This window comes from Terriglobus sp. 2YAB30_2 (assembly GCF_052114765.1).
GTDB lineage: Bacteria > Acidobacteriota > Terriglobia > Terriglobales > Acidobacteriaceae > Terriglobus.
Genome location: NZ_JBFRFJ010000002.1, coordinates 517228 through 540298, shown reverse-complemented (window position 1 = coordinate 540298; position 23071 = coordinate 517228). Strand labels below are relative to the sequence as shown.

17 protein-coding genes are annotated in these 23071 nt (G+C 58.4%); 10 read left to right on the top strand and 7 right to left on the bottom strand.

Translation table 11 applies throughout. The annotated features are described in order from the left end of the window. From argB to AB4Y89_RS04865, 3 genes are read right to left on the bottom strand one after another with little or no spacing between them, the layout of a single operon-like run. Window positions 1-783, bottom strand: a complete 783-nt coding sequence (argB, locus tag AB4Y89_RS04875; protein ID WP_442299767.1) for an acetylglutamate kinase — start codon at window positions 781-783, stop codon at window positions 1-3. Beyond that, window positions 780-1865: an N-acetyl-gamma-glutamyl-phosphate reductase gene (gene argC / locus AB4Y89_RS04870; RefSeq protein WP_442299766.1), complete on the bottom strand. Its 1086-nt coding sequence runs from the start codon at window positions 1863-1865 to the stop codon at window positions 780-782. The genes argB and argC overlap by 4 nt, the downstream gene beginning before the upstream one ends. Window positions 1866-1869: 4 nt before the next feature. Next, on the bottom strand, window positions 1870-2310 hold the full coding sequence (locus AB4Y89_RS04865) for an arginine repressor (RefSeq protein WP_442299765.1): 441 nt from the start codon (window positions 2308-2310) through the stop codon (window positions 1870-1872). Between the two features lie 333 nt (window positions 2311-2643). On the opposite strand from AB4Y89_RS04865, the gene AB4Y89_RS04860 reads away from it, so the two are divergent. Beyond that, window positions 2644-7122 (top strand): glutamate synthase-related protein, encoded by a 4479-nt coding sequence (locus AB4Y89_RS04860; protein ID WP_442299764.1) that lies wholly within the window; start codon window positions 2644-2646, stop codon window positions 7120-7122. 58 nt (window positions 7123-7180) lie between these two features. On the opposite strand, the gene AB4Y89_RS04855 is transcribed toward AB4Y89_RS04860, so the two are convergent. Beyond that, window positions 7181-7522: a hypothetical protein gene (locus AB4Y89_RS04855; protein ID WP_442299763.1), complete on the bottom strand. Its 342-nt coding sequence runs from the start codon at window positions 7520-7522 to the stop codon at window positions 7181-7183. Between the two features lie 7 nt (window positions 7523-7529). Next, window positions 7530-8060, bottom strand: coding sequence for a TetR/AcrR family transcriptional regulator (locus AB4Y89_RS04850; protein ID WP_442299762.1), 531 nt, complete (start codon window positions 8058-8060; stop codon window positions 7530-7532). Between the two features lie 683 nt (window positions 8061-8743). Here AB4Y89_RS04850 and AB4Y89_RS04845 point away from each other — a divergent pair. From AB4Y89_RS04845 to AB4Y89_RS04825, 5 genes are all read left to right on the top strand, one after another. Continuing rightward, window positions 8744-10735, top strand: coding sequence for a DNRLRE domain-containing protein (locus tag AB4Y89_RS04845; protein ID WP_442299761.1), 1992 nt, complete (start codon window positions 8744-8746; stop codon window positions 10733-10735). A gap of 179 nt (window positions 10736-10914) precedes the next feature. Next, window positions 10915-11454 (top strand): phage tail protein, encoded by a 540-nt coding sequence (locus tag AB4Y89_RS04840; protein WP_442299760.1) that lies wholly within the window; start codon window positions 10915-10917, stop codon window positions 11452-11454. A 100-nt stretch (window positions 11455-11554) separates the two neighbouring features. Continuing rightward, the gene (locus AB4Y89_RS04835; protein WP_442299759.1) at window positions 11555-14008 is read left to right on the top strand and encodes an NHL domain-containing protein; all 2454 of its coding nucleotides are present in this window, start codon (window positions 11555-11557) and stop codon (window positions 14006-14008) included. A gap of 21 nt (window positions 14009-14029) precedes the next feature. Further along, window positions 14030-14599: an outer membrane beta-barrel protein gene (locus AB4Y89_RS04830; RefSeq protein WP_442299758.1), complete on the top strand. Its 570-nt coding sequence runs from the start codon at window positions 14030-14032 to the stop codon at window positions 14597-14599. 215 nt (window positions 14600-14814) lie between these two features. Then, entirely contained in the window at window positions 14815-15216 is a 402-nt protein-coding gene (locus tag AB4Y89_RS04825) for a PEGA domain-containing protein (protein ID WP_442299757.1), read from the top strand. A gap of 58 nt (window positions 15217-15274) precedes the next feature. Here the strand turns inward: AB4Y89_RS04825 and AB4Y89_RS04820 are convergent, their stop codons facing one another. After that, a complete protein-coding gene (locus tag AB4Y89_RS04820) occupies window positions 15275-16996 on the bottom strand; it encodes a hypothetical protein (RefSeq protein ID WP_442299756.1) in 1722 nt (573 codons plus the stop codon). Then, entirely contained in the window at window positions 16989-17756 is a 768-nt protein-coding gene (locus tag AB4Y89_RS04815; protein WP_442299755.1) for an ABC transporter ATP-binding protein, read from the bottom strand. The genes AB4Y89_RS04820 and AB4Y89_RS04815 overlap by 8 nt, the downstream gene beginning before the upstream one ends. 90 nt (window positions 17757-17846) lie before the next feature. Between AB4Y89_RS04815 and AB4Y89_RS04810 the strand changes: the two genes are divergently transcribed. From AB4Y89_RS04810 to AB4Y89_RS04795, 4 genes are all read left to right on the top strand, one after another. Continuing rightward, window positions 17847-18167, top strand: a complete 321-nt coding sequence (locus AB4Y89_RS04810; protein WP_147648251.1) for a PadR family transcriptional regulator — start codon at window positions 17847-17849, stop codon at window positions 18165-18167. Then, window positions 18164-19510: a hypothetical protein gene (locus tag AB4Y89_RS04805; protein WP_442299754.1), complete on the top strand. Its 1347-nt coding sequence runs from the start codon at window positions 18164-18166 to the stop codon at window positions 19508-19510. Before AB4Y89_RS04810 ends, AB4Y89_RS04805 begins: the two co-directional genes overlap by 4 nt. A gap of 128 nt (window positions 19511-19638) precedes the next feature. Then, window positions 19639-22206, top strand: coding sequence for an ABC transporter permease (locus AB4Y89_RS04800; protein WP_442299753.1), 2568 nt, complete (start codon window positions 19639-19641; stop codon window positions 22204-22206). Between the two features lie 155 nt (window positions 22207-22361). Continuing rightward, window positions 22362-23039, top strand: coding sequence for a hypothetical protein (locus AB4Y89_RS04795; RefSeq protein ID WP_442299752.1), 678 nt, complete (start codon window positions 22362-22364; stop codon window positions 23037-23039). Window positions 23040-23071 lie beyond the last annotated feature (32 nt).

Below are 23071 nucleotides of genomic sequence, written 5' to 3'. Positions count from 1 at the left end.
CTACGCCACCATCACTTCTGTACCGTCGTTGACTCGTGTATGGACGAGGTCCGGCAGCACGGATGCTGCCTCCGCCGGCAAAATTCGAACCCGCTTTACACCGCCCAGAAGCGCATCCTTGCACGCCTTCAGCTTGGGCAGCATGCCACCGGAGATTATCTGGCTCTTCTCGAGCTGAGGAATCTCCTTCAACGAGAGCCATCGCATTACTGCTCCGTCCGCTCCCTTCACTCCGGGAACGTCGGTCAGGAAGACCAAGGCATCAGCCCGAGTGGCAACGGCTGCAGCCGAGGCCATCTCATCTGCGTTTACGTTGTAGTACTCACCGTCAAAACCTAAAGCAATGGACGAGATGACCGGGATGGCTCCCATCTTCCAGATTGCATCCAGCCACGTCGGATCGGTCGCGGCAATCTCGCCGACAAAACCCAGATCCGGGTTGGTCTTCTTCTTCCGTGCACGGAAGACATTGCCATCACCGCCGGCGAGGCCGACGGCCTGTTGGCCAAGCTGTCCCAGAGCCGCCACCAGCGACTTGTTGACACGGCCTGCCAAGACCATCAAGGCCGCATCTCGGGTCTCGGCGTCGGTAACGCGCAGTCCATGGATAAATTCACTCTTCTTGCCCAGAGCCGCCAGCGTCTTGGTTAGCTGTACACCGCCGCCATGCACCACGGCCACCTGGTGGCCATCCTTGGCTAGTTCCACGATGGCGCGCGCGCAATCCATCCGCAATTTCTCGTTCTCCAGGCCCGCACCGCCCAATTTCACGACGTACTTCACAGCAGGCCCTCCTCTTCCTTCCATCCGCACATTACGTTCATGTTCTCCACGGCTTGTCCGGCCGCGCCCTTCAGCAAATTATCGAGACAGCTCACCAGCACCATGCGCCGGCCATCTGCCGCAAGTTCGAATCCCAGATCGCAGTAGTTCGTCCGCACGATGTACTGGATCTGCGGCAGGCTCCCGGCCTTGAAGATCCGCACCAGCGGATGGCCGGCATAGAACTCCCGGAAGACCTGTTCCACGGCAGCCTTGTCCATCCGGGACTTCAGCCGCAGATAGATCGTCGACAGAATGCCGCGGGGAATCGGCAGCAGGTGCGGCGTGAACTGCAGCGCCTCGGCCGGCAGGCCCACCTGCTCAAGGACCTCGCCTGTGTGCCGGTGCCCGAAGACGGCATAAGCGCTGAGGTTGTCGGCGGCATGCATAAAGTGTGTCTTTGCTGTCGGAGCCTTGCCGGCGCCGCTCACGCCGCTCTTGGCGTCGCAGACGATGCCATGTTCGATATCTACCAGCCCCGCGGCGACCAGAGGCCGTAGCGCTAGAATGACGCTGGTGGCGTAGCAGCCAGGGTTGGCGACCAGCCGCGCGTTGCGGATAGCGTCATGATGCAGCTCCGGGCAGCCGAAGACCGCTTCGGCATCCAGCTTCGCCGCCAGCTCCGCATCGGCATCGTGCAGCTTATAGACAGCCCGATTGGACGCCGACTTCAGCCTCCAGGCTCCGCTCAGATCCACCACGCGGAGACCGGCGTTCAGAATCTGCGGTACCCACTCCCGCGACTGCTCATGCGGAGTCGCCAGAAAGATAATGTCCACGCCGGCGGCCTTCAGCTCGCTCCAGGTGGGGTAGGGAACTACAGGCAATTCCTGTTCGTCAATGGTGTAAAGATGCGGCTGCAGCTCGCTCAGTGTGGTGGCCTCGCGGCCAATGAAAATGGGCCTGGTCTCCTGTAACCGGGGGTGCTTCAGTAGCAACCGCGCCAGCTCTCCGCCGGCATAGCCGCTAACGCCCGCAAGTGCCGTGCGTACGCTGCCCGTCGTTGCCGTCAACTCCGTCTTTACCTCTGTCGCCGTCGTCATCTTCTTATCTAATCAGCTCCGCAATCCGCGCGGTTATGGTTTTGGCCTGTTCGATATCGCCGCAAATCACCAGCACCGTATCGTCCCCGGCAATCGTTCCTACAATTTCATCCCAGTCTTCATAATCCAGGCCGGCAGCTACGGGCTGGGCTCCACCAGTCGTCGTGATGATGACGACCTGGTTCATCGCCTGCCGTACCTCCAGACCGAAGCTCTTCAACAGGTCATTGATCTCCGGAGACCGGTCATCCTCGGCTACGGCGGAATTGGCGAGCGTATACCCGTTCGGGCCCTTGTAGAGGTTTAACTCGCGCATGTCCCGGGACAGGGTCGCCTGCGTGACGTTGAAACCGCGCTTGGCCAGCTTTCTGCGCAGCTCATCCTGGCTGGTGACCGTCGTCGTCACCAGGAGCTCTCGAATTGCACTGTGCCGTTGCTGTTTCATACTGAATTTCTATTCACCCGTCCTGCATCCTCTGCCGCTTTGAACAGCAGAAAAACGCAGCACCTGCTTTTGACGGCCGGCACTACGTTGGTGATGCATAAAAATACAAGATCATGTATAAATATTCACAGCCGCTATGTCAAGTGCCTGGCGGTGTCGCTCTCAGGTCGAGATCCATGCCTCTGGACGGTGTTTCGGGGCGGGGAAATCGGCGTAGAATAAAGACCGGACTCCCAGTAGTACCGCTTTTCAGGCGAATGTGTATGCGCCATCGCGAGCGTCTACCTGCAGGTGTCCCCGAATGACAGGAAGGCTTTACCCAGGTTCATCGCTATGAAGATGTCAGTGCCCTCGCTTCTCGACTCTCGCTTTGACCATGACTCCTGCGGCGTTGGTTTCGTCGCTCAGGTGTCTGCCACGCCGTCGTATGACATTCTGGCCAAAGCCCTGACCGCCCTTGCCCGTCTCGCCCATCGCGGCGCAGTTGCGGCCGATGGCAAATCGTCGGATGGCGTAGGCATTATGGCGGCAGTACCGCGCGCGTTGCTGCTGGAAGAGCTGAAACTGGACCTTCCGGCGGGCAAGCCGCTGGCCGTCGGTATGTGCTTCCTGCCGGTGGATTCAGCCAAAACCGAGGCCGCCATTGTCCGCTCGCTGGAGCTTCAGTCGTTTAAGGTCCTGGCGTGGCGTACGGTGCCGACCCGTCCGGAGACGCTGGGTGAGATCGCCCTCTCCACCATGCCTGTCATCAAGCAGGTGATCGCCACAACCGACGACACCTCCACGGACGTGGAGCGTCGCCTGTACCTGGCGCGCAAGAAGTTTGACGGCTTCCTGGCTTCGGGTGAGGCCGACGGATACCTTTGTTCGCTCTCGACCCAGACCATTGTCTACAAGTCGATGTGCGCCGGCCGTCTGTTGCCCGAATTCTTTCCCGACCTGGCCAATCAGGCCTTCGTGACGTCGTTCGCACTCTTCCACCAGCGTTACGCCACCAACACCACGCCGACCTGGCACCGCGCGCAGCCTTGTCGTGCCCTGGCGCATAACGGCGAGATCAACACTGTCTGGGGCAACCGCGCCCGCATGGCTGCCCGCGATGCCACTCTGCCTGATGAGTGCAAGCCGATTCTGACGCAGGGCGGTTCCGATTCCACCTCTCTCGACGAGACCGTCGAGCTGCTTCGCTACAACGGCCGTACGCTGCCTGAGTCACTCCGCATGCTGGTGCCACCGGCCTACACCGCGAAGCCCTCTTCCTTCCTGCAGTACCACGTCGATATGGCTGAGCCCTGGGATGGCCCTGCTGCGCTCGGCTTTGCCGACGGCAAGGTGGTTGGTGCGGCCCTTGACCGTAACGGTCTGCGCCCCTCGCGCTATGCCGTCACCAATACCGGTGTCGTCGTGGCTGGATCGGAGGCAGGCCTGGTCGATCTCGATCCCAACACGGTGATTGAGTCCGGACGTCTTGGCCCGGGTGAGATGTTCGTTGTCGATCTGATCGAGCACAAGGTGCTGCACAACGACGAGCTCTTCGACCTGTTCGATGCAGACCCGACCTACCAGCAGCTTCTCGCCGAGCAGACCCCGCTGCTCAAGGCCGATATCGCCGACACACCCGATCTGAAGTCGCTGCTGCCGATTCACCTTGCCTTTGGCTACACCAAGGAAGAGGTCCGCATGATCCTCGCGCCAATGGCGACCGAGGGTAAGGATCCGGTGTGGTCGATGGGCGACGATACGCCGCTCGCGTTTCTGGCAAAGGCTCCGCGTCCGCTGTATGCCTACTTCCGTCAGCGCTTCGCTCAGGTAACCAATCCGGCGATCGATCCGCTGCGCGAGGCCTGCGTGGTTTCACTGCATACGCGCCTCGGTCCGTGGTCGCACATGCTGGACAAGCATGCTCCGTTGCCGGGTCTCTCGCTGTTCTCGCCGTTCCTCTCGCTGGGACAGGCTGCTGCGCTGCGTGAGCACAAGTACGATCACGCCGCCAACCTGAAGACGGTTGAGCTGCCGTGTCTCTTCGATGCAACTACGACCCTTGAAGCAGGGCTCGAAGCAGTCGGCGAGCAGGCTGTGAGCCTGGTGCACAACGGCGCCGGCATTCTTCTGCTGACCGACCGTGGAGCTTCCGCGGCCTCGCTGCCGATCCCCATGGCGATGGCCACTGCCTATGTCAATGAGGTTCTGATCAAGGCAGGCCTGCGCGCTAACGTAGGTATCGCTGTAGAGGCAGGAGACTGTCGCGACATTCACCACGCCGCCGTCCTCATCGGCTACGGCGCAGGTGCGGTCTGTCCCTGGCTGGCTCTCGAAAGCGGCCGCGCTCTTACTCCCGCCGGAACCGACCCCTACGAGTCCGAGAAGAAGATGCTCAAGGCGCTCGATACGGGTCTCGCCAAGATCATGTCGAAGATGGGTGTCTCCGTCGTCGACTCCTACCGCTCGGCCCACCTCTTCGACATCCTCGGTCTGCACCTCAGTGTCGTCGATAAGTGCTTCCCGGCGACGCCGGCTCCTATCTCGGGCATCGGTTTTACGGAGATCGAGCAGCAGCTTCGCAAGCTTTGGGGTACAGAGCTTGGAACAGATCTCACCGATCCGGGCTGGGTTAAGTTCCGCCGCGCCGACGGCACCGAGCCGCACGGCTGGGCTCCTCCGCTGGTAAAGGAGCTGCAGACGGTTGTGGGCTCGGCCCGTAACGTTCCCGCTGCTGCTGACCCTGCTGCCGCCTTCCAGATCTATACGCAGAACGTTGCCAGTCGCGAACCGGCCTTCCTTCGTGACCTGCTGGAGATTCGTCCTGCAGGACAGGAGCTGCCTGTCAGTGCAGTGGAAGCGCCGGAGAAGATGTACCGCCGCTTCATCGCGTCGGCCATGTCGCTCGGCTCGCTGAGCCCTGAGGCCCACTCGACCATCACGCTCGCCATGAACACCCTCGGCGGCAAGTCCAACACGGGCGAGGGCGGAGAAGACCCTGGGGTCTACAAGCCGAGCCCGGCTGTCTCCAGCTTCCGTACGCCTGGCGGTGGTGTCGTGACCATGGCCCGCAACGAGAGCGAGGGCAGCGTCGCTGTCGCTGAGCCGATTGTTGAAGCCCCGGCGATCCACGGCAAACTGAACAACAAGATCAAGCAGGTCGCCAGCGGACGCTTTGGTGTTACAGCCGAGTATCTGGCCAACGCTGAGGAGATTGAGATCAAGGTCGCCCAGGGCGCCAAACCGGGCGAAGGTGGACAGTTGCCCGGACACAAGGTCTCCGGCCTTATCGCTCGTCTGCGTCACGCTCAGCCGGGTGTGCCGCTGATCTCTCCGCCGCCGCACCACGACATCTACTCGATCGAAGACCTCGCACAGCTTATCCACGACCTGAAGCACGTCAATCCGCGTGCGGCGGTGGGTGTGAAACTGGTCTCCTCCTGCGGCGTGGGAACGGTTGCCGCGGGTGTCGCCAAGGCGTATGCCGATTACATCGTGATCGCCGGCAACACTGGCGGTACTGGTGCAGCGGCGCTGTCGTCGATCAAGTACGCGGGTAATCCGTGGGAGCTTGGTCTGGCCGAAGCTCAGCAGGTGCTGATCGAAAACGGCATGCGTGGACGTGTCCGTCTGCGTACTGACGGTGGTCTCTCGACGGCCCGCGACATCCTGGTCGCTGCGCTGCTGGGAGCGGACGAGTTTGCCTTCGGAACGGCAGTGCTGGTGACTCTGGGCTGCGATATGGCCCGCCAGTGCCACCTGAACTCCTGCCCGACCGGCATTGCCACGCAAAAGCCTGAGCTCCGCGCGAAGTTCCGCGGCAAGCCTGAGCATGTGGTGCAGTTTTTCCAGCAGCTCGCTTCGGAAGTCCAGCAGCTTCTCGCCCGTTACGGTCTGCCTTCGCTGGAAGCCGCAATCGGACGTGCCGATCTGTTGGAGCAGGTCCGCTTCGATGGCGGTCTGGATCTGAAGCCGATGCTGGCCGTTGCCACCGAAGAAGGTGCAGTTCGCTGGCAGGGGGGCCGCAATGATCGTCCGGTCTCGCGTCCTGCTGTCGACGAAGCCTGGGTTGCTCCGGCGATCGACGCTGCAAAGCAGGGTATGCCGTACCGTGTGCACTCTGATGTGGCCAATCGCGACCGCGCCATCGGCGCCCGTATCGCCGGTGAGCTGGCGCTGCTGAAGTCGCGCGCCGAAGCTCCGCTGCCTCGTCCCGACATCACGCTGAACCTGAACGGCACAGCCGGTCAGTCCTTTGGCTGTTTTGCGGTCGACGGCATGAAACTCATCCTGGAAGGCCAGGCCAACGACTTCGTCGGTAAGGGCCTTGCGGGTGGTGAGATCATTCTGCGCGCGCGCGGTCTGGCGGCACAGGACTCCGGTCATCACGTCATCCTCGGCAATGTGGCTCTCTACGGCGCTACCAGCGGCACGCTCTTCGCCGCCGGCCGCGCAGGCGAGCGCTTTGCGGTCCGCAACTCCGGCGCCACTGCGGTGGTGGAAGGTATCGGCGATCACGGCTGCGAGTACATGACGGGCGGTATGGCTGTCATTCTCGGTAAGACCGGCATCAACTTCGGCGCCGGTATGACCGGCGGTATTGCCTGGGTGTACGACGCCGACGGTAGCTTCATGGCAACGAAGCGTTGCCATGAAGAGTTCCTGGCTCCCGAGACCTTCGAGCAGGCTGGTGAGCATGCGCAGATGCAGCTGCACGAGCTGATCGAAGCACACGTGGAAAGGTCGAACAGCTCGCTGGCGAAGACTCTGTTGGCCGACTGGGCAAATGCATCGCAGAAGTTCGTCCGCCTGGTGCCCAAGCCGCAGGCGTAAGAGGAGAACCTAACAGTAGAAGCCGGCTGGCAGCCCACGCTGCCAGCCGGTTTGTCTGCTAGGGATGACCAGGGCCGGAGAAGTTGAATCGAGCACAGAGGAACTGCTGCAGCTTGCCTGTGGGAGTCTCATGCACCAGAAGCTCTGAGTCTTCGAGCGCGAAGCCCTCACCAAAGGCAGCAACAAGAGACTCCTTGTCGTGGCGATGTACTTCGAGGCCGCTGCAGCGAGTGGGACCTTCTGGGCCGAAGGTCGAAATCAAAATTCGGCCACCTGTTTTGAGTGCACGTCTCACCTGGTTGACGTAGCGCTTCCGGCGCACCTGTTCTACCAGGAAGGGGAAGACCGCGCGATCGTGCCAAAGATGGTAATGGTCTTCCGGCAGCTTCGTCTCGGTCACCGGGGAATTAGAAGTTGCCCAGTAGAAAATCCCTCGTATTTGCCAGTATCTTCCTTCGCAACGCGGGGTCCGGAAGCAAGCGGGCAATCTGGACTGTCCCGATCATCGTAGAAAAGATCAAAAAAAACGCGCGCTCTTTGTCGACAGCCCTTCGGCCCGGCATAAACGGCTGCATGAGGTCCTTATAGTTCCTGAGCTCGTCGAAGATCCGGCTCTTCATCTCCTCGCTGGTGCGCACCATCTCGGGCGCGAGGGCGGTCAGAGGGCACCAGTTCTCAGCCTGAGAGCAGTGTTCCGGCTGGAGATAGGTTGTTACGATCGCCTTCCACGCAACCTTAGGACGAGATTCTTTCGCGGCCTTCAAAAGACGGTCGGTAATCTCCCGGAAGGCCTCGTTTAACGACTCGAGGAGTAACTCGTCCTTGCTCTCGAAATGTTTATAGAAGCCGCCATGGGTCAGACCTGTGTCTCGCATTACCGCGGAAACGGCAGCGCCGGTCAGGCCTTCGGTGCGAATTCGCCGTGAGGCGTCTTTCACAATCTTCTGATGGATTTCAGCTTTGTGTTCCGCCGGGTAGCGCATCGCCTCATTATAGGATTTCGCGCATCATCTAACTTTGGTGACAGCCTCGAGGCGGATTGTAGAAAGCTGCATCGATAGGATGATGCAAATAACTCTATAGCGCATAGGGAGGTCTCTATGCCGTCAGAAGTTCTGTTATCTATGTGCCCGTGCTGATGATCACTCATGTGACTGCGCTCTATTGACTTCTACGTCCTCAGCCGAAGGTGGTGCAGGCGTTTACCGGAAGTGCATTCGCGCAATAGATACGAAATAGGTGCATGCGAAAAGCTCTCCTCGACGGGAGAGCTTTTAGCATGCAGTCTGATTACATCACTGCACAAAAGATGATGCTGGTGCGTGTAGTGAGTAGGATCTCCGGGGGCGACAAAGGTTTGTTCCATAGCAGATCTTCGGTTCGCTCAACGTGCGATCGTCAATCTCCAGTCAGTCCTCATGTCGCCCCCTGACCTTTCTGACGAAATGAATAATTAAAAATTCTTTTGACAAGATGGGGATGATAGCGGTAACGTCTCCGGTGTCCGTTTCTAGTTGTGTTAGCAACTTGGCACAGATCTCTGCTCAAAGCATTGCTGAGTTAGATTTTGCTTGGTTCTCGACGAGTTCGTAACGATCTCGCTTGAGAAGGAGAGTGCGTTTTGAAGAGTGTCCCCCTTGTGCGCCTGCTTGCAGGCTTGGCTGCCTTTGCGTGTGTCTCCGCTGCTCATGGACAGTTGATCGTGTCCGGCGATACAACCCTGAACAGTAATCACCCGACATTCAACTACGGTTCGCTCTCAAATCTTTACGTGAGCGCCAGCCAGAAGACGCTCGTGCAGTTCGATCTTTCCGCGCTTCCTGCCGGAACGACAGCCAGTCAGATTGCGCGTGCGACGGTTAGCCTGTATGTGAACCGCGTCAATACGCCTGGTCTGATCAGCGTGGCGCCAGTGAATGCGTCATGGAACGAATACTCGGTTAGCTACGCAACTGCGCCTGCCATCGGTACAGCAATTACCAGCTTTACAGCTACGATTCCCGGTCAGTATGTCGTAATCGACGTGACCAGCCAGGTGCAGTCTTGGCTTTCAAGTCCGGGAACGAACTTCGGTATCGCGCTTACGACGAATGCGGCGAACGTGCTGTTGGATGCAAAGGAGAACGATCAGACATCTCATGCGAGTTCATTGGATGTTGTCGTAACTTCCATGGGTGCCACCGGAGCCACTGGAGCGACCGGCGCCATCGGGCCGCAAGGACCGCAGGGGATTCAAGGTATTCAAGGTGTGACTGGCGCCGTGGGGCCGCAGGGCATTGCAGGCGCCGCAGGGGCTACCGGTGCAACCGGAGCTACTGGCGCGACCGGAGCAACGGGTGCTCCCATTAGCTTCAAGAACACCTGGAGTAGTTCAACCGTCTACTCGACCGGAGACGCGGTGTTTTACAACGGCAGCTCCTGGATCGCCTTGACGAATAACTTCAACGTAACGCCTGGCACTGACGGCACGGTGTGGGCGTTGTTGGCGCAGCAAGGCGCGACCGGTGCAACCGGAGCGACGGGAGCTCAAGGCATACAGGGTATTCAAGGTATCGCGGGTGCCACAGGCGCAACGGGCGCCCAGGGTGCCGCGGGTGTGACAGGATCAACCGGTGCGACGGGAGCAACTGGAGCGACCGGTTCACCCGTGAGCTTCCAGGGCAATTGGAGCAGTACGACCGTCTACAACACTGGAGATGCTGTGTTCTATAACGGCAGCTCCTGGATTGCTCTGACGGGAAACTTCAACGTAACGCCTGGCACTGACGGCACGGTGTGGGCATTGCTGGCACAACAGGGTGCAACCGGAGCGACGGGTGCGACGGGAGCCACTGGTGCAACCGGAGCGCAGGGCATTCAGGGGATTCAGGGCGTAACCGGAGCGCAGGGCTCTGCTGGAGCAACTGGTGTCACAGGTGCTACAGGGGCAACCGGTGCGACCGGAGCTTCGGGTACCGTCGCCTATCAAAGCGTGTACTCGGCAGGTGCAACCTATTCGCTGGGTGATGTCGTTTCTGACTCCAACTACTACAACAGCTATATTTCGCTGGCGAACGGCAACGTTGGAAACGCGCTCCCAGTTGGAAATACGCCTACGGCCTTCTGGGCTCGTCTGGCATCGCAGGGAGCACAGGGACTGCAAGGTAACGTGGGCCCCGCGGGTGCAACTGGAGCTCAGGGCGCTACCGGCGCAACTGGAGCGACCGGGCCGGCGGGTACGGCCGGCGACGGACAGACATTGACAAGTCTTCCACTCGCCGTTGTCGGTCACGGCGCCACTGCGGCGCAGGCGAACTTCTCGGTTACGTCCAGTGCGGCGACAACATCGTCGACGAGTAACTACTACATCGTCGCTACGCTGGCGCCGAGTTCCTGTCATGCGTACGTAACCATCTACTCTCCTTCGAACGCGATCACCTGGAATCTCTTCGCGGCGACATACAGCGGCGGTTCCACCTTCGGTACGCCATCATCCACGTCGTGTTCAACCAGTAGCGGCAATAGTTACAGTTGCACGATCGATGGGGGAACAGTCAGTGCTGGTACTGCGCTCTGGCTCAATGAAACAAGCGCAACCACTGCAAACTTCACGACAGCATTTTCTTGTCAGTAACAGGTGTGACACCGCCGTTTGCCGAAAATACGGAAGCGGCGGTGGATAGTTTTGTTCTCATCGAATCCCACAAGAAAGTTGGATGGGGTCAAGCAAGCACAATCAACGGTTGGACTGACGATCTAGTACGCAATTAATCCCGGGTCCGTGTGGAGTACACCTCAGGAAGGAATTACGTTATGGAGCCATTTCTCGGAGAGATTCGGATGTTCGCCGGAAGTTTCAACCCCAACGGCTGGGCTCTGTGCAACGGGCAGCTCATGTCCATCGCACAAAATAGCGCGTTATTCAGTCTTCTCGGAACCTACTACGGCGGTGACGGCATTAGCACCTTTGCTTTGCCGAATCTACAGGGGCGAGTGCCGCTTCATTGGGGTACGTCGAATCAGGGAAATTCCTACGTGCTGGGAGAGTTCAGCGGCAGCCCAAATGTAAACATACTTCCCAGTAACCTTCCCGCGCACAGTCACGCGATTGCTATTCCGGTGTGCAATGCAGCGGCGGACCTTTCGGATCCAACTGGAGCAATTGAGGCGCTACCGAACGATCCTTCCAGTGGAAACACCATCTCGTCGTATACCAAGACTACCGGTACCGGGACTGCTCTGCCTTTTCCGTCGGGAAACACCGGACAGTCTCTTCCGATCTCTACCATGCCCCCCTATCTGGCAGTAACGTTCATCATTGCACTGCAGGGAGTCTTCCCATCGCGTGGCTAACGTAAGGGAATGCCGGTCATGTCAACCGATGCGAGATGTTATGACACGGCCGGCATTTCAAAGGAGTTGAGGCAGAATCATCATGATGTCCCATCCCGGTATGATCATTCGAAAACTGGCTTGTGCCGGTGTATGCATGGCGGCGGCTATCGGGGCGGCGCAGACACCCGCTCAACTGAAGTCGTTGGACAAGGCCGGGATACATGTAAGCGCCGTTCAGGCTGCGCAAACGAATGGTCAACTGGCTGTCACAGCGCCACTGAATTCTCCTGCAGCACTCTGTTATGACTCCGCCGGCAATTTCTATATCGCGGACCAGAACAACAACATCATCCGTAAGGTCGATACGGCCGGGACGATTACTACCGCAGCCGGCACAGGAGAGCAGGGGTTCGATGGTGATGGCGGAGCTGCGACCCAGGCAACGCTTGACACCCCGGCGGGAGTTGCTATTGATGCATCGGGAAATCTCTATATCTCCGACACAAAGAACCAGCGTATCCGTAAGGTGAGTTCTAACGGCACAATCAGCACGATCGCCGGTACAGGCATGGCTGGTTTCTCGGGCGACGGAGCTGCCGCAACCTTGGCAATGATCTCTCTTCCGACCGCGATAGCGGTCGATAGCAGCGGGAATATCTTCTTTGCGGACTCGAATAATAACCGTGTGCGTGAGATCGTGACTGCTTCAGGGACGATCCAAACTGTGGCCGGAAATGGCGAACAGGGGTACTCAGGTGATGGAGGTGCGGCGACCGGCGCTTCTCTTGACTCGCCTGAGGGAATCTCAGTCGATGCTTCGGGCAATCTTTACCTAAGCGATACGCACAATAATCGCATCCGTAAGGTCTCCGGTGGTGTGATCACGACGATTGCGGGAGACGGCTCCTTTAACTTCGCGGGCGACGGAAGCACTGCCACCTCAGGCTCCTTCGCATCTCCGCACGGCATTGCTGTCAACGCTAGTGGAACAACACTTTACATCGCTGATACGGACAATCAACGGATTCGGCAGATCAATAGTTCTAATCTCCTCTCGACCATCGCCGGGAATGGCCAAGAGGGAGAAGATCAGTTGAATGGGAGCGCAACGGCTGCTTCGTTGGATTCGCCTCTTGGTGTGGCTATTGGGCCACAAGGGACTATTGCCATAGCAGATACAGACAATGATCTTGTCCGTGCCATTTTCGGCGGCACAGTTGTGACGACCGCAGGTGGAGACCAGGCGACCAGCGTGTTAGCGCTCTCCATTCCTTCGCAAGCCATTACCTATGGTCAGGGAGTACTTACTGCTACTCTGACCACTTCCGCTTCCTCAAGCGGAAGCGTCGTCTTCTATGACTCTGGTTCGCCTGTCTCGACGGTGACTCTGTCCAGTGGCGTCGCTGTCTTGAACCTCGGTTCGCTCAAAGTCGGCACGCATAACCTCAGCGCCTCCTTCGCAGGTGACGGTACGAATCCAGCCTCGGTGAGTGGTGTCATGGTGGTGGCGGTGAGTCCTCTGTCGATTACCGCTTCGATTACGCCAATCTCGGTGCAGTACGGCCAAGCGATTCCAGCAATTACGGGATCGCTCTCAGGTGTGCTTGCGCAGGACAGCGGCAATGTAGAGGTGGCGTTCAGTACGGGCGCCATCTCTACATCTTCTCCGGGATCATATGCGGTGACTGGCGCGCTTTCAGGCAGTGCCTCTGCGAACTACACGTTGTCATCTGTAACGGGCGGTATCACGATCTCGAAGGCTGCTTCGCTTACCAGTTTGTTATCCAGTGTCGCTAATACACTGGTCGGTTCTCCCGTGACCCTAAGGGCTACGGTAGCTACGACGACTTCAGGGCAGCCGACTGGTACGGTCACCTTCCTGGATGGAACAACAGCTCTAGGAACTGCTCAGGCCCTGAGCTCAGGCGTCGCATCGGTTACGATTTCCTCTCTCACCGCCGGCTCTCACAATCTGACGGTAGCTTACAGCGGGGACACGAACTTCAACGCGAGTGTTTCTTCGGTGCTTGTACAGCAGGCGAGTGATTTCAGCTTCTCGCTGAATGCAACGGGCGGCGCAACGCAGACCGTGGTTCCTGGACACACCGCGACGTATAACCTGGTCGCCTCCCCTCTGAATGGCTTTTTCAGTTTCCCTGTGACCCTCTCCGTTTCCGGCCTGCCGGCGGGAGCGACGGCCACCTTCTCGCCATCAACCCTCTCGCTGGGTTCGGGCAGTGCCAGCTTTACGCTGACGATTCAGACGGTAGCTACCACTGCGATGGCCCATCCGGTTAGGAGCACCGGAGGCGGCGCTGCGGTATTGGCGCTCCTCCTGCTGCCGTTCTCCTCTTGTCTGCGGCGCACGGTGCGCAGATGGAGGCCCGGGGTATTGATTGTGGTACTAGGACTGAGCCTGGCGGCTGTGGGCGGACTGGCTGGATGCGGTACAGGCACCGGATATTTCGGACAGAACCCGCAAACGTATTCGGTCACTATTACCGGAACCGCAAGTGGCCCGAATGGAACCACGTTGCAACATTCCTCCATCGTCGTATTGACGGTGCAGTAAGGAGTTGAAAGTACTCTTGTGATGAGTCGATTTCGTACGCTTCTTACTCTCGCAACTCTTGTGTCTACGATGATGGTGTCTGCGCAGCAGAGTACGCAGCCCGCTCGAACCGATATCGTTGTCACCTACACCACGGAAAGAGCGCTACGTACAAGTTCCGGACAGAGCTTCTGGAAGCAGGGTGGCTCTGTCAGCTACGGCACTGATTTATGGAGAGGCCTGGGGCCAGCCGCAGATCTGAGCGTTGGCCACGCAGGGTCTATCGGCTCCAGCGGAGCCTCCTTAACAACCACCGCGCTGACCTTTGGTCCGCGATATCGTTGGCACTCACAATCAAAGTATTCCCCGTTCGGTGAAGCTTTGTTTGGATTCGTGCATGGCTCGAACAGCGCCTTTCCATCCTCAGCGGGGACGACTTATCGGGCAACCAGCTTCTCCATGCTGATCGACGCCGGTCTCGATATCCGCTTGGATCACCACATTGATGTACGTGCGCTACAACTTGGCTGGGTGCATTCCACGCTGCCCAATGGCGCGGATAACGTGCAGAACAACTTCCGCCTGAGTTTTGGAGCAGGCATTCACTTTTAGTACGAGGGGCTTTGGAGTTCGTATCAAGATGGTGTCATCCTGAGCGCAGCGACGGATCAGACATGCAATAGCCCCGGCGAGGCTACGAAATCATCGAAATGTCTCAGTGATGTCAGTATTACTCCGCTATACCGTGAGGAAGTAACCTTCGTGCTTCTGGAGCCTCGTCTACTCCTATAACCGAACTTCGGTTCGGGTGGTGAAAGGCGGTATCCATGAAACGTTTATTCCTTTTCGCAATATCCCTCATTGCTCTTGCAGCTCCCGTCCTTGCAGCACCTCCTGGGAGGTTTGTTGGGCCGAGAGTAGGTGTCGTTTATGGCGGACGCGTCGGCCCTTGGGGTTGGTACGATCCGTATTACGGCTTCTATTCCTACTACGGGGCAGGTTTAACCCCCACAGCAGGCACCGTGAAATTAGATACATCCGTAAAGGATGCCGAAGTGTTTATCAATGGAAGCTATGCGGGCACGGTGAGCAAACTGAAGACCATGACGATGCTTCCCGGTAACTACACCGTCGAACTTCGTGCTTTTGGACGAGAGTCGTACAAACGAGACATCTTTGTTATTCCGGGTAAGACCATCAAACTAACGGCGGAAATGCGAGTTCTGTAAGACGTGCAATTGCGATATGGAGGATGCGAGCGCGTCTCGCATCCTCCGCCGCTTGAAACTATTCGCGAAGCCCGAGGCTCGTAGGGAACTCGTCGGGATCGCTGTCATCGAGGTTTCCGTCGAAGTCATTGGCTCGCCAATCTTCGGCTACACGGACGAGATAGCGGTGAAGGATATACATATCGAGCAGGAGGAATGACAGCCAGATAAGGTTCATCTGCATCCAGCGCACCTCCCATTTCATAAGAAAAGGAAAGACCACCAGATAACGAACTGCGGCCAGAGGGCGTTCGTGCTGCGTCGTCTTCATCGCCTGCGTGAATGGAATAGCGCTGGCGTGGCGTCCGTAGAAGTCGGTCGCAAGGATGGCGACGGCCGTGCAGATCAGAACAGCCAGGAGAAACTGGGAGATGGAGATAGCGCCACAGGCTAAGAATGTTGCTGAGAGCACAGTCGAAACGAACAGGACCGCATAGACGGTCCAGTGCTTTTGGACATCGAGAACGAGAGATTTTTCCCGGCCGAGGATGGAGCGAAAGATCCAGCTCCCACGCTGATCGACGGGGGAAGCAAACGCCGCACGCAGAGCGAATGTGAGCCAGAAAGCGACGATGGCAATCGAGACGAGTGCTCCGTCGTAGCGGAACCCAATGCCGGACGGCTCGATTGTGATCATGCTGGCGAATGCTAGCGCGATGCCGATGCTCAGGAAGATAGCAATCATCGCTCTCGGACGGCGCGATCGCCATAGTGTCTGTCCGATAAACCGGAAGACGCCGCGCTGGATAGGGTTACGCACGATAAAAGGGACAATGATGTCCGTGATGGTGTTGAAGAGGCCTCTGCGCTGTGCTGTAGCAGCAGAGCCTTCCATGACGAGACGAACTTTACGGCGATAGGCGATTGGATATGTAACGCAGCTGATGGTGATCGTAATAAGGGTTGCTATGATGCCGCGCATCGCAAGTAGGTCGAAGGGCGGAGCAGCGCCGTACATGATGCGCTGATAGATGCCAAGGAACCAGAAAGGTGGAAACCACAGGGACCAGTGGGAGGAACTTGTAAGCAGAGCTTTCAGGGCGCCCACCACCAATGGAAAGGTTGACAGTAAGGCGAAGAGAATCAGCATTCCCAGTGTCTGCAGGACAGGCGTGATCTTTTGGAAGAGTCGTTCTGATAGGAACGTGAGAAGGATGCCCTGAAGAGAGAGCACCAGTGTGCAGGCAAAGACTCCGGCGAAAAGGACGGAGGCGAAATGCGCGAAAATGTGATGCACAATCTGCGGTTGACCGGCGGCAAGCGGGAAGAAGATGATCCCGAGTGCGTTGGTGGCAAGCAAGGTCGCGGCCAGGAAAATAGCAACAGCGAGGATACGGGAACTAAGGAGTTGCTGCGCCGGTAGAGGTAACGGCGCCAGGACAAAGACATCGATCGCATCGGGGAAGAGAACGTCCCAGCTATAGACGGCGATCGCCCCCATCACAAAGAGTGCGTAAGCAATGAAAAAGTAGTGATCACCAGCCTGTGGCCAATAGCCTCGTGTCGCAGATCCATGGGGTTGGTGATAGACAGGGAAGCTGATGAGTGAAGCGAGAAGTTGTGGCAATGCCATCGCCCATGCTGTTTGTAACGCACGGCTCATATCGCCATCGATCGAAAGCATCTCGTTCTGACAAAGGCGGGCGAGAAGGTGGCGGATGAGAATCTCCAGCCGGCCAGGCATACGTGCCGTGGGCGAGACCGGATCGTGGCGTAGATCGAGAACTGTGCTCTCAGGCATGGGCAATGGCCTCCGCGAGTTCGCGTGCGGTGGAACGTGTATCGTGCTGACGCACCAGCTCGGCAAAGACTTCTTCGAGAGATCCGCGCTGCATGGCAAGTTTCAGGCCGGCGGGTGTTTCGTCTGCGATGACTTTGCCTTTTCCAAGGACAATCACGCGGCTGCAGACCTGCTCCACCACTTCCAGCACGTGAGAGATGTACAGGATCGCCTTGCCGCGTGCTGCAAGTTCCTCGAGCAGGTCTTTGAAGATGCGGGCAGAGACGACGTCGAGGCCGCTGAGGGGCTCGTCAAAGACAAGAAGTGACGGGTTATGCAGCAGGGCAGCGGAGAGCAGGATGCGCTGTTTCATCCCCTTGGAGTAGAGCGCAATCGGGCTGTGACGCCAGCTTTCGAGTCCCCAGAGACGCAGCAGCACATGAGCGCGGGCATCAATCAGGGATTCGGACATCCCGCGCAGGCGGCCGACAAGTTGCAGATACTCAAGACCGGTCAGGTGCGTGTAGACATGGGCCTCTTCGGGGACGTATCCCAGCGTGGCCCGGTATCGCTCCAACTGATGCCGAATATTTCCGCCCTGGAAGAACACGCCGCCTTCCGTAGGCTGTACCAGCCCGGTGATGATCTTTACGGTGGTGGACTTGCCAGAGCCGTTGGGGCCCAGATAACCGACCACCTCACCCGGGCGGATGGTGAAATTGATGGATTCAATCGCGGGAAGGCCCCGGTAGATCTTCGTCAGGTTTCTGACCTCAAGCATGTCGGTACCCCTATGTAGCAAACTGCATAACTTGTAAGGGGAAGCCGCCCCACTTGTCAAGTAGATCGCTACATAGGTATGCTTTTGCGCATGGCTGAGACCGGAAAGCTTTCGCACACCGCCGCCCTGATTCTGCATGCGATTGCGGTCGGCTATCGTTATGGCTTCTCCATCATGGAGAGCACCGGGTTGCCGTCGGGTACCGTATATCCGGCGTTGCGGCGGCTCGAAGCGGAGGGGCTGATCCGATCACAGTGGGAAGCGGAAGCGATTGCCGAAAAAGAGCAGCGTCCGCCACGCAAGTATTACAAGACGACCGCGGCCGCGCGTCCTGTTTTGGAGGCTTCGCGCAGTCGGTATCCATTGCTGGCAGCACTCACCGCGCCGGCAGAGGAGAAGGAGCGCGTATGAATGTCTACCTGCGATTGCTTTCTCTGTTCCTGCCCGCCCAGCGGAGATACACGTGGCTGTCCGAATGGAATGCCGAGCTGTGGCATGTACGGAGTGAGTGCGGGTGGGTTTCGGCTCTCCATCTACTCCGCGGAGCCTTGGCCGACGTTCGGGAAATACGCACGCTGCCTGAAATGGAATCGCCGGCAGGGTGGTCCGTGACGCTGCCCTGGCTGCAATCCCGGATTTGGACGCAAACCTGGATTCAGCCTCTTGCTTTTCCGTTGGCGGCGTTCCTGGTCATGGCGTGTGCCGCTGTGTATGTTCCAGGTTCCCGGGATGTCTTGCTGAGCCGGAGTTATAACGCCCCATCATCCATTGTGCTGCTGAAGGATGCGGAGCATCCCGCAATCTCCTACGCGACGTACGCCGAATGGACGCGGCGGCGGCAGTCGCTCTTCGACGAGTTTGCGTTCTATGTGGTCCAGAAACGGTATGTCAACGGTGAGCACTTGCGTGTCGCGACCGCCTCATCCAACCTGATACGGATGCTAGGGCTGGGTCACTCTGCCGCGGGTGGAATGTATCTAAGTTATGCGGCTGCGAAACGGTTAGGGTATCCGTCACAGGTGCGTCTCGGTGCGAGCATGGTCCGCGTCCAGGGAATACTTCCACGCACGACGCTGCAGTTGTGGGACGATCCGGAGGCGATTGTTCTGGCAGATCGGCTTCCGGCGGGTATGCACGGGCGTGTGTTGGCCGCCGTGGCTCCTGGTGCACCCAATATCAATTTGGGTTTTGCCGTGACACAGAGCAGGCGGCCTCCTGTCCATATTGACGTTAAGCCGCTGGAAGAACGTGTTCTCATGCCTGGCAGAGCATTTCTGTTTGCGTGTGTGATCTTGCTATTCGCGTTGGCCGGAACGCGGCCTCTCGCTCGTGAAAATGCTTTGCGGATGCCAATGCGCCTGCGCTGGCGTCCGGCAATATTTGTAGGCGTACAGGTCCTTCTGTTGCTTGCCTCCGCCTATCTCGGTTCACTGGCGATCGCGATGAGCATGACTTTTTCGCGGCCGGAAGATGCAACTGCGTCACAGGCGTTTGCTGCCTTCCTGCTGTTACTGCCAACGATACGGCTGACACTGCGCAGCAACCGGCATCGCTGCCCATGCTGTTTGCGAAAGCTGGGACATCCGGCTCGAGTTGGGCAGCCTTCCGCCGCCTTCCTGAACTGGTATGGCACGGAACTGCTCTGCGCTCAAGGGCATGGCATGGCACATATACCGGATATGCCGACGACGTGGTTTTCAGAGCCACGCTGGATGCCGTTGGATTCGTCGTGGGCCGTTCTGTTTTCTCAGTGATATAGCACCGTTGAAATGCCTTCGTCATCAGCCGGCTTCTTTGTCTGGTTCAAGGGAACCGGAAGGCAATTCCTTCCGTATAGCCACTGCAAAGAGACTTTAGAGACTCCTAAGCGGTTTTGGAGGGGATGATGCTGGCAGACCTGCGGGACGCGTTTCGGCAGTTAAAGAAGGCACCGGCATTTGCGGTGACGGCCGTGGTGACCCTGGCCCTTGGAATCGGTGCGACCACCGCAATCTTCACCCTGGTGCACCAGGTCATGTTGAAGTCGCTGCCGGTTGCCAAGCCGGAAGAGCTCTGGAGGATCGGTGACAAGATCCGCTGCTGCAACTGGGGCGGATATACGCAGGGCAGCGATGGAGATTTCTCTCTCTTTTCCTGGGAGGCATACAAGAACTTTCGCGCGCATACGCCGGAGTTCAGTGATCTTGCGGCGCTGCAGGCCGGGAATGCCGCGCTCGGTGTGCGCAGAGCCGGCTCCCAGGCGCAGGCGGATACACGCAACGGAGAGTATGTCTCCGGGAACTTCTTCCGCACTCTCGGCGTGCAGCCATGGATCGGTCGCCTGATGACAGACGCGGATGACCAGGAGTCCGCATCGCCTGTGGCGGTGATGAGCTATCACGTCTGGCAGGAGAAGTACGGCTCCGATCCTTCTGTCGTCGGCGCAAATTATCAGATCAATGGACATTCCTTTACGGTGATCGGCGTGGCTCCGCCCGGATTTTATGGCGCCAAGCTCGCCGGCGGAGGCATGCCGGACTTCTGGCTTCCTTTGACGACTGAGATCATGATCGACGGCGCCACGTCGCGGTTGAAACGGCCCAATGGCAACTTCCTCGATCTGATCGGAAGAGTTCGCCACGGTGTCGATTCGAGGACGCTCGAAGCGAAGCTGCGCGTGGAGTTTCATGACTGGCTGGCAAGTCATGTACCCGATATGGAGCCTGGTGAAAAACAGCTTTGGCAGCAACAGACGCTGCACCTGATTCCTGGCGGGTCGGGAGTCGCTGCTATGCGGGATCAGTACAAGGCTGGGTTGAGGCTGCTGCTGATCGCGGCCGGGTGTGTCCTGCTGGTTGCTTGTGGGAACCTGGCAAATCTGATGCTGGCGCGCGGCCTGAAAGACAGAGCACAGACCTCTATCCGGACGGCCCTGGGAGCATCCCGGCGGCGCCTGGTACGCAGAGCGATGGTCGAGGCCGTTACTCTGGCTTTGATTGGAGGTATCTCTGGAGTCGCTGTAGCCTATGCCGGAACCAGGCTGATTCTGTATCTGGCTCTGGAGCGTGGAAACTCCAACAACTTCGTGCCCATCAGTGCGACCCCATCGATTCCGGCGCTGTTATTTACGCTGGGTATCTCTGTACTGACGGGAATCCTCTTCGGCATCGCACCTGCTTGGATGACCTCACACGCCAACCCTGTAGACGCATTGCGCGGAGCGAATCGTTCCGTGGGTGGAAGAAGCTCCTGGACGCAGAAGTCGCTCGTTATCGGCCAGGCGGCGATGTCCCTGGTGCTGCTTTCGACGGCGGCTCTGCTGGGCCGAAGCCTGCGAAATCTGGAGCACCAGAACTTCGGGTTCGAGACAGAGAACCGGTATATCGTGTGGATCAACCCGATGCTGGGCAACTATAAGCCAGACCAGTTGGAACCGATGTTCCGAAAGATCGACACCCGCCTGATGCAGATTCCAGGTGTGCACATGGTCGCGCCGGCTCTCTATGCTCCGATGACGGGCGATAGCTGGAATGATGGTATACGCATTCAGGGCAGGCCGGAGCCAGGAGCGAAGGAAGACACCGGAGCGGGCTGGTCTCGCGTGATGCCCGGCTTCTTTGAAACTGTCGGTGCACAGATGGTTCTCGGCCGCTCGATCGGTGAAGAAGATACCTCGACGACACGTAAGGTTGCCGTGATCAACGAAGCCTTCGCCAAACGATTCTTCAAGAATCAGAATCCCATCGGTCAGCACTTCGGCATCGACAAGATCAAATATGCGGGCACGCTTGAGATTGTCGGTGTTGTGCGCGATATGCGCTACATGACTTACGACTACAAAGATCCGGTACGTCCGATGTTCTGGGTGCCGGAGACGCAGACGGTGCAGTACGACGATACGGCGTTCATGGCCGGCGAGACCTGGTCTCACTATCTCTACAACATCGTGATCTGGGCTCCGGGAGCTCCTACTGGTATGGAAGAGCAGGTGAGGAAGGCGCTGGTCAGTATCGATCCCGACCTTGTGCTTTACGGTGTCGATCCGTACAAGAAGGTCGTAAGTGCCGACTTCCAACAAGAGAACATGATCGCGACCCTAACTACGCTCTTCGGCGTCCTCGGTCTTACGTTGGCGGCCGTGGGCCTGTATGGCGTGATGGCGTATATGGTGGAGCAGCGGACAAGCGAGATCGGCGTGCGGATGGCACTTGGCGCTAACCGCGGTGACGTGGTGCGCATGGTGCTGCACAATGCCTTCCTACAGATCGCAGTGGGACTAGCGCTCGGCATTCCAGCGGCCATTGGAGCAGGCAAGTTGATGACCGACCAGCTCTTCGGTGTAAAGCCCTGGGATCCGGTGATGATTACGGCAGCGGTTGTCCTGCTTGCGGTGGCAGCGCTGTTGGCATCACTGATCCCAGCACGCCGGGCAGCCAGCGTCGACCCGATGGTGGCTCTCAGAAGTGAATGAGGGCAAGAGCAGCCTGGGGTAGAGGAATTTCGTTGGACTGTATCCGGGGACGTGATACAGTCGCCATCGCAGTTCAAAATCTGATGTGGACGTACGTTCTACGTCCATTGACAGCAAACAGTCACGATGCTTCCGACGCTGAGGAGATATTCAGGATGCGAGTTCTGTTCACTGCTTTTTTCACGCTCATTTCTGCTGGTTGGATGGGCGGCCTACCCCACACTCAAGTCAACGCAGCAACGCAGCCGCAGGCCGCCCAGACAGGGTGGGCGTGGCCGGCAATTCCTGGATGCCTCTCGGATCCTTCCATCTCGACTCCGGGATCAACCGACTTCAGTTCGCCCGTCTGTCCTCTCTACGATCAGTTGCTGACCAGCGGCGTCACCAGGATCGAGCTGGTTTCGGCGCGGCGTCTCAATGGGGAGATGGATGGCGTTCTGTATCCCGCATTTCTGCCAGGTACAGAGGTCGTGACCTTCCTGACCGAGGACAAGTTCAATCAGTCGTTCCACGGCGCAACAGGACTTGTGCGCGTCTCCGGAAAGGCTGTGTCGGCACGGAATGGATCCTGGTGGACGACTCTGTCCACAGTTACAAGCAATGGAAAACTGCTCGATGCCGCGTCGATCCGGCAGAAGCTTGCACTTCCGAATGAGCCTTCCTGTCTCGCATATGCTGACAACGTGCGAAGCGGAATCATCGCATATATGGGAGTTGTCGCTCCGGCCTTCGACCAACCAGGCGGAGGCGTAGAGTTCTGGCTTCCTCCTGGAGCAGTCGTCGCGAAGAAGACAGCCGATCTCCCCGGAAGCCCTGGCTGTGGCACAAATTAGTTCAGCGAGACAAAGCGGGGCAAGGCTATGTC